Source organism: Chryseobacterium oryctis (assembly GCF_025971925.1).
Taxonomy (GTDB): Bacteria; Bacteroidota; Bacteroidia; order Flavobacteriales; family Weeksellaceae; genus Chryseobacterium; species Chryseobacterium oryctis.
The window spans coordinates 1-666 of the sequence record NZ_JAPDHV010000021.1 but is presented as its reverse complement, the minus strand read 5'-3'; the positions used below and the strand labels follow the sequence as shown (position 1 = coordinate 666).

The following is a 666-nucleotide window of genomic DNA, read 5'->3' as shown; positions in this document are numbered from 1 at the left end:
AATCGAAATTATACGCAAATTGCCAGTGCAAAACGTGCGTTTCCACTTCGCTAAAACTTCGTTCCACCGCAAACCAACTGCATTTTTGCCTATAATTTGAGATTATGTAAAATGCTTTCCTACACTCCGTGGAAACCACTCCGCTTCCCTCCCTCTGCGTTTTTCCATTGAAAGCCTGTCCTGAGCGGAGTCGAAGGAGTAGCCCTTAAAACAACTCAAAATATTAAAATGTGGATAACCGCCAATCCTGAGCCTCTCGAAGGGTTACCCACATTTTAACATTTTACAACAACAACGACAACACTAGAAATTTTCTACATTTTTAGAAATGAAATTTATTTTTTCAATTGAAAGAAAAAAATTGGAGAATGAAAATCCAAAACTCCTCGGAATTTTTATTTTCAGTTGAAAAAATTTGAAATTTATCGTCCAAAATTCCTACTTTTGAGAAAAGCGTGAACAGAGAGGCGTTCAAAAAATAAAAAGTTCGCGCGAGTTGGAAATAAAGTAGGAAGTTTGGAAAAAGTTGAGCAGACTGCGGAATGCTAGACTACGGTTGGAGACAATATATGCCCGACCTGGGAAGATGGAACGGTACTGACCAATTGGCGGAAATGTATGATTCTTTCAGTCCGTATGCCTATGTGATGAATAATCCTATTTCTT

At 38.1% G+C, this 666-nt stretch carries 1 protein-coding gene; it reads left to right on the top strand.

Annotation, left to right across the window (positions count from 1 at the left end):
* Window positions 1-542: 542 nt before the first annotated feature.
* Window positions 543-666, top strand: a 124-nt coding sequence (locus OH806_RS16625; protein ID WP_406567651.1) for an RHS repeat-associated core domain-containing protein, incomplete at its 3' end; no start/stop codon positions are given.